The 6,828-nt window shown below is 66.9% G+C and carries 7 protein-coding genes; all 7 read right to left on the minus strand.

The genetic code is table 11. From position 1 onward, the window contains the following. Nucleotides 1–569 (minus strand): DNA repair protein RecO (gene recO / locus DCO49_RS18880; protein ID WP_116865297.1); only part of this gene is annotated, 569 nt, incomplete at its 3' end. A gap of 18 nt (nucleotides 570–587) precedes the next feature. After that, complete coding sequence (era, locus tag DCO49_RS18885; protein ID WP_108769590.1) at nucleotides 588–1,484, minus strand: GTPase Era; 897 nt, start codon at nucleotides 1,482–1,484, stop codon at nucleotides 588–590. Continuing rightward, nucleotides 1,481–2,161 (minus strand): ribonuclease III, encoded by a 681-nt coding sequence (rnc, locus tag DCO49_RS18890; RefSeq protein ID WP_116865298.1) that lies wholly within the window; start codon nucleotides 2,159–2,161, stop codon nucleotides 1,481–1,483. The genes era and rnc overlap by 4 nt, the downstream gene beginning before the upstream one ends. Further along, complete coding sequence (locus DCO49_RS18895) at nucleotides 2,151–2,534, minus strand: DUF4845 domain-containing protein (RefSeq protein ID WP_116865299.1); 384 nt, start codon at nucleotides 2,532–2,534, stop codon at nucleotides 2,151–2,153. Before DCO49_RS18895 ends, rnc begins: the two co-directional genes overlap by 11 nt. Before the next feature lie 32 nt (nucleotides 2,535–2,566). Next, nucleotides 2,567–3,361: a signal peptidase I gene (gene lepB / locus DCO49_RS18900; protein ID WP_108769592.1), complete on the minus strand. Its 795-nt coding sequence runs from the start codon at nucleotides 3,359–3,361 to the stop codon at nucleotides 2,567–2,569. Nucleotides 3,362–3,415: 54 nt separating this feature from the next. Beyond that, on the minus strand, nucleotides 3,416–5,209 hold the full coding sequence (gene lepA / locus DCO49_RS18905) for a translation elongation factor 4 (RefSeq protein WP_165835757.1): 1,794 nt from the start codon (nucleotides 5,207–5,209) through the stop codon (nucleotides 3,416–3,418). Nucleotides 5,210–5,390: 181 nt separating this feature from the next. After that, on the minus strand, nucleotides 5,391–6,828 hold a 1,438-nt coding region (locus DCO49_RS18910; protein WP_133249453.1), incomplete at its 5' end, for a DegQ family serine endoprotease.

The raw sequence follows: 6,828 nt of genomic DNA on the forward strand, positions 1-6,828 counted from the left end.
GAGCCCGTTGCCGCCGCCCGGCGTTCGCCGCCGCGCTCGCTCAGCAGGCGCTGCGGGCCCTCCTGCGGGTCCAGTTCGTAGCGTGCCGCCGGGTCCACCGGCTGGCCGTCGCTGGCTGTGTCCAGCTCGAAGCCCAGCCCCAGCGCCGCCAGCAGCTCACGCTCGAAGCGACGCAGCGTCCACGCCAGGCCCGCGCCCACCGCCAGCCGCGCACGCGCCTCGCCGTAGGCCAGGTACAGCTCCGGCAGCGGGTCCTGGCGCGGGGCCAGGCGCAGGGTCAGTTCACTCAGGTAGAAACCGGCCAGCATCGCTTGGCCGACCAGGCGCGGGGCCGCGTCCAGCGCCTCGGCGCCGCGCAGCTGGGCCAGTTCACCGCGCTGCAGGGCACTGAAACGTATCCACTGCAGCGGCTGCAGGGCTGCGCGCAGCACCTGGCCCTTGGCGGTGGACACGCCACGCGCCAGCAGGCCGATGCGGCCGTGCTGCGCGCTCAGTACCTCGACCAGCAGGCTGGTCTCGCGGTAGGCCCGCGCATGCAGCACGAACCCGGTGTCGTCCTCGATCAGCATCGAAGCGACCGTCGCGGCTTATTCGTAGCCGAAGGCCTTCAGTGCGGCCTCGTCGTCAGACCAGCCTTCACGCACGCGCACCCAGGTCTCCAGAAACACCTTGGCCCCAAACAGACGTTCCATCTGCATGCGGGACTTGGCACCGATGTCCTTCAGGCGGGCGCCGCCCTTGCCGATCACGATGGCCTTCTGGCCTTCGCGCTCGACCCAGATGACCGCACCGATGCGCAGCAGGTTGCCGTCTTCGGTGAAGCGCTCGATCTCCACGGTGGTGGCGTACGGCAGCTCTTCGCCGAGCTGGCGCATCAGCTGTTCACGCACCAGCTCGCCGGCCAGGAAGCGCTGGCTGCGGTCGGTGATCTCGTCCTCGCCGAACATCGGCGGGGCTTCCGGCAGCAGGGCCAGCACGTCGCGGACCAGGGCTTCCAGGCCGTTGCGCTTCTGCGCGGAGATCGGGTGCACGGACGCGAAATCGCGGCCTTCGGTCACCTGCTGCAGGAACGGCAGCAGCGCGCCCTTGTCCTTCATGCGGTCGATCTTGTTGACCACCAGCACCACCGGGATGCCGGCATCGCGCAGCACGTTGAAGGCCAGGCTGTCTTCCTCGTCCCAGCGGCCGGCTTCGATCACCAGCAGGCCGGCGTCGACGCCTTCCAGCGAGCCGCGCGCGGCGCGGTTCATCACCCGGTTCATCGCCCGCTTCTGCACCTTGTGCAGGCCGGGGGTGTCGACCAGCACCAGCTGGCCTTCCGGGTAGGTGGCGATGCCCAGCAGGCGATGGCGCGTGGTCTGCGGGCGGTTGGAGACGATGCTGACCTTGGCGCCGACCAGGGCGTTGGTCAGGGTCGACTTGCCCACGTTCGGGCGGCCGATGACGGCCACGCTGCCGCAATGATGGGGAGTTTGTTCGCTCACTTGGAATCCAGTTGTTCTAGGACGGCCGCAGCCGCTTGTTGTTCGGCAAGCCGGCGCGAGGGGCCTTCGCCCTCGGTGCTGGCGGCAGGGTCCGCGACGTTGCAGCGTACCCGGAAGTGCTTGGCGTGGTCGTCACCGGATTCTGACACCAGTTCGTACTGCGGCAACGCCTTCTGTCGGGCCTGCAGCCATTCCTGCAGGCGGGTCTTGGGGTCCTTCTCCGGCCGGCCGGTGGCCGGCAGGGCCTCCATCGAGGCGGTGAACCAGGGCAGCACGACCGCCCGGCAGGCCTCGAAGCCCGCATCCAGGTAGATCGCGGCCACCACGGCCTCGAGCGCGTCGGCGAGGATCGAGTCGCGGCGGTGGCCGCCGGACTTCAGTTCGCCCGGGCCCAGGGTCAGCCGCTCACCCAGTTCCAGGGTGCGGGCGATCACCGCCAGCGCGCCTTCACGCACAAGCTCGGCGCGCGCGCGGGTCATCGCGCCCTCGTCGGCCTTGGGCCAGCGCTGGTACAGCGCCTCGGCGACCATCATGTTGACGATGCTGTCGCCGAGGAATTCCAGGCGCTCGTTATGCGGCGCACCGGCACTGCGATGGGTCAGCGCCTGCTTGAGCAGGGCTGGATCGCTGAAAACGTGACCGATCAGGTCACCACGTTGGATGAATTTACTGGGCACCGCTACGAACGAGGTCCTGGGATGATTCAAACTTGCCAACCACGTCGAGGTTGCCCACCAGCGGGCGACGCACTTCGTAACTGACGTTGAGGGTCCAGCCGTTGTCACGACGGTTGAACTTGACGTTGGACGGCTTCACGTTGTCCGAGTAGTTGATGTACAGGCGCTTGAAGAACAGGTCCTGGATCTGCGCCGGCGCCATGGTGCCGACGCTGGGCTCCTTGGCCAGGCTCTTCATCGCCGAGCGCACGGCGTAGTATTCCTGGTACATCGGGAACAGCTTCATGCCGACGTACAGGAAGAAACCCACCACGATCAGGACCACCAGGAAGGAGGTCAGGGTCATGCCGCGCTGCGTGTACATCTTCTTCATTGCGTTCTCCCCAGATACGCGTGGATGTGAAGTCAGTTGATGCCCGAGCCGATCCGCGATGGCTGGAAGCCATCCTTGCAGAACCAGCCCTGGCAGTTCAGCCAGATCAGGAACGCACGGCCGCGCAGGTTTTCTTCCGGCAGCAGGCCCCAGAAACGGCCGTCATCGCTGTTGTCGCGATTGTCGCCCATCACCAGGTATTTGCCAGCCGGCACGGTCCACTGGCCCTGGCCGCGAGGATAATCGGTCTCCAGCACGGTGTGGGTGCGGCCCGGCAGGTGCTCGACCAGCAGGTTGGCGCCCTCGCCCTGGCCCTTGTCGCCGGCGTAGATGCCCTTGTTGTCGTACTTCAGCGGCTCGCCATTGAGGATGACGCCGTCGCCTTCGAAGACCACGGTGTCGCCCGGCACGCCAATGACGCGCTTGATGAAGTTCTCGCCCTTGGCCGGATCGTTGTCGCTGTGGCCCGGGAAGTGGAACACCACCACGTCGCCGCGCGACGGTTCGCCGAACGGCACGAACTTGGTGTTGGTGATCGGCAGGCGCAGGCCATAGGAGAACTTGTTGACCAGGATGAAATCGCCGATCAGTAGGTTCGGCATCATCGAGCTGGACGGGATCTTGTACGGCTCGGCAATGAAGCTGCGCACGATCAGCACCACCACCAGCACCGGGAAGAAGGCGCGTGAGTAGTCCACCAGCACCGGCTCGGTATCCAGCAGGCCGGCGCGCTGGGCGCGGCGCTTGGCCAGGTACAGCTTGTCGGCCAGCAGGATCAGGCCCGAGGCCAGGGTCAGTACGACCAGGAGGATCTCAAACAATTTCATTCAGGGTCCTTTGCAACGTCACCGGACGAACGGCCCCGAAGGGCCGCTGCGGGCTTACTTGTTGTCCATCTGCAGCACGGCCAGGAAGGCTTCCTGCGGGATTTCCACGCGGCCGACCTGCTTCATGCGCTTCTTGCCTTCCTTCTGCTTTTCCAGAAGCTTCTTCTTGCGCGAAACGTCGCCACCATAGCATTTGGCCAGCACGTTCTTGCGCATGGCCTTGACCGTGGTGCGGGCGATGATCTGCGAGCCGACGGCGGCCTGGATGGCCACGTCGAACTGCTGGCGCGGGATCAGGTCCTTCATCTTCTCGCACAGCTCGCGGCCGCGGCGGTCGGCATGGCTGCGGTGCACGATCAACGACAGGGCGTCGACCTTGTCACCGTTGATCAGCACGTCCACGCGCACGAACGGACCGGCGTCGAAGCGCACGAAGTGGTAGTCCAGCGAGGCATAGCCACGGCTGACCGACTTCAGCTTGTCGAAGAAGTCGAGCACCACTTCGGCCATCGGCAGCTCGTAGCTGATCTGCACCTGGCTGCCCAGGTAGTTGATGCCGAGCTGGCTGCCGCGCTTTTCCTCGCACAGCTTGATGATGTTGCCGATGTACTCCTCGGGAGTAAGCACGTTGGCGCGGATGATCGGCTCGCGGATCTCCTCGACATGGTTGACCGGCGGCAGCTTGGCCGGGTTGTCCATGTTGACGATGGTGCCGTCGGTCTTCAGGACTTCATAGACCACCGTCGGCGCTGTGCTGATCAGGTCCAGGTTGTATTCGCGTTCCAGGCGCTCCTGCACGATTTCCATGTGCAGCATGCCAAGGAAGCCGCAGCGGAAGCCGAAGCCCATCGCCTCGGAGCTTTCCGGCTCGAAGCGCAGCGCGGCGTCGTTCAGGCGCAGCTTGTCCAGCGCTTCGCGCAGATCCGGGTAGTCCTCGGCATCGACCGGGAACAGGCCGGCGAACACGCGCGGCTGCATTTCCTGGAAGCCCGGCAGCGGCTTCGGCGCCGGATCGGCGGCCAAGGTCAGCGTATCGCCGACCGGCGCACCGTGGACGTCCTTGATGCTGGCGGTGACCCAGCCCACTTCACCGGCACGCAGCGCCGGCAGCACCTTGCGCTTGGGCGTGAACACGCCGACGTTGTCGACCTGGTGGGTACGGCCGGTGGACATCACCTGCAGCTTGTCGCCGGCCTTGATCTGGCCCTGCATGACGCGCACCAGCGAGACCACGCCCAGGTAGTTGTCGAACCAGGAGTCGATGATCAGCGCCTGCAGCTTGTCGGTATCGCGTGGCACCGGGGCCGGAATGCGATGCACGATGGCTTCCAGCACGTCCTGCACGTTCAGGCCGGTCTTGGCGCTGACCGGTACGGCGTCGGCGGCGTCGATGCCGATGACGGCCTCGATCTCGGCCTTGGCGCGCTCGATGTCGGCGGTGGGCAGGTCGATCTTGTTGATCACCGGCACCACTTCCAGGCCCTGCTCGACGGCGGTGTAGCAGTTGGCCACCGACTGCGCTTCCACGCCCTGGGCGGCATCGACCACCAGCAGCGCGCCTTCGCAGGCGGCCAGCGAACGGCTGACTTCATAGGAGAAGTCGACGTGGCCGGGGGTGTCGATGAAGTTCAGGTGATAGGTCTGGCCGTCCTTCGCTACGTACGGCAGCGAGACCGACTGGGCCTTGATGGTGATGCCACGCTCGCGCTCGATCGGGTTCGAATCGAGCACCTGCGCTTCCATCTCGCGGGCCTGCAGGCCGCCGCAAAGCTGGATGATGCGGTCGGCCAGCGTGGACTTGCCGTGGTCGACGTGGGCAATGATGGAGAAGTTGCGGATGTTCCGCATCGAATCAGAAGACATAGGTGGCGGCGGCGCGCGGCGTCGTCAGGGTAACGGTCGATTATCGCATGCCCGGGGCCCCGCCGCGAAAGCGGCCTGATCGGGCCGGGCCCGGAATGGCCAAAGCCCCGCCGGGGCGGGGCTTCGGGGGGAGTGACAGGACCGCCCGGGAGCGGCCGTGAAGGCCTTACTGGCCGGCCTTGACCGCCACGAAGGCGCTGTTGCCGCTGCTGGCACGGACCAGCAGCAGGACCACATCGCCCTTCTTGTAGCCGGACAGCGCGCGGTTGAGCGCATCGACACTGCCGACCGGGGTGTTGCCGACGCGCAGGACGACCATGCCCGGGGCCAGGCCGGCGTCACGGGCGCCTCCGCCTTTGACCCCGGTGATGCGCACGCCCTCGCCCGAGTCCAGGCCCAGCTGCTTGCGCTGCGGCGCGGTCAGCTCGGACACGTCCAGGCCCAGCAGGGCGTTGGCACCGGACTGCGGCGCGGCGTCGGCATTGGCTGCGGACGGACCGCGGGCGTTGTCCTGGCCGTCATCGGTCAGGGCGGTCAGGGTGGCGCTGAGCTCACGCGGCTTGCCATCGCGGTACACGACCAGGCTCACCTTGCTGCCCGGGGCCATCGCGCCGATCAGCGGCGGCAGGTCGGACCAGGTGTTGACCGTGCTGCCATTGACCGAGCGGATGACATCGCCCAGCTGCACGCCGGCCTTGGCCGCGGCACTGCCGGGCACGATCTGGTTGACCAGCGCGCCACGGCTGTCCGGCAGGCCCAGGCCCTGCGCCTTCAGCGAATCGATCGGTTCGACCACCGCGCCCAGCTGGCCACGGGTGACCTTGCCGCTCTTCTTGATCTGCTCGACCGCGCTCATTGCCAGGTCGATCGGGATCGCGAAGCTGATGCCCATGTAGCCGCCGGATGCGGAGAAGATCTGCGAGTTGATGCCGACCACTTCACCGCGGGTGTTCAGCAGCGGGCCACCGGAGTTGCCCTGGTTGATCGCCACGTCGGTCTGGATGAAGGGTACATAGCGCTGGTCCGGACCGCCGGTGCTGCGGCCGACGGCGCTGACCACGCCGGCGGTGACCGAATGGTCGAGGCCGAACGGTGAGCCGATCGCGACAACCCACTGGCCCGGCTTGAGGGTATTGGAATCGCCCACGCGCACGGTCGGCAGGTTCTTGCCGTCGATCTTCAGCAGGGCCACGTCGTACTGCTGGTCGCTGCCGACCACCTTGGCAGTGAACTCGCGGCTGTCACCCAGCTTCACCTTCACGTCGCTGGCGTCGGCCACCACGTGGTAGTTGGTCAGCACGTAGCCGTCGGGCGAGATGATGAAGCCCGAGCCCATGCCGCGGCCCTTGATGCTGGGGCCGCCGTCCTGGCCACCCTGCCCCTGCCCCGGCATCGGGAAGTCGGGACCGAAGAAGCGGCGGAAGAACTCCGGCATGTCGTCGTCGCCCATCGGGCCACGCGAGGCCTGGCGGTTGTTGCGCACGATGGTGACGTCAACGTTGACCACGCCGGGGCCGACCTGTTCGACCAGGTTGGTGAAATCAGGCAGGCCGCTGACCAGCGGCTGCGCCGGGGTACGCGGCGCGGCGGCGGCGGCCGGGGCC

The organism is Stenotrophomonas sp. SPM (assembly GCF_003105135.1).
GTDB lineage: Bacteria > Pseudomonadota > Gammaproteobacteria > Xanthomonadales > Xanthomonadaceae > Stenotrophomonas.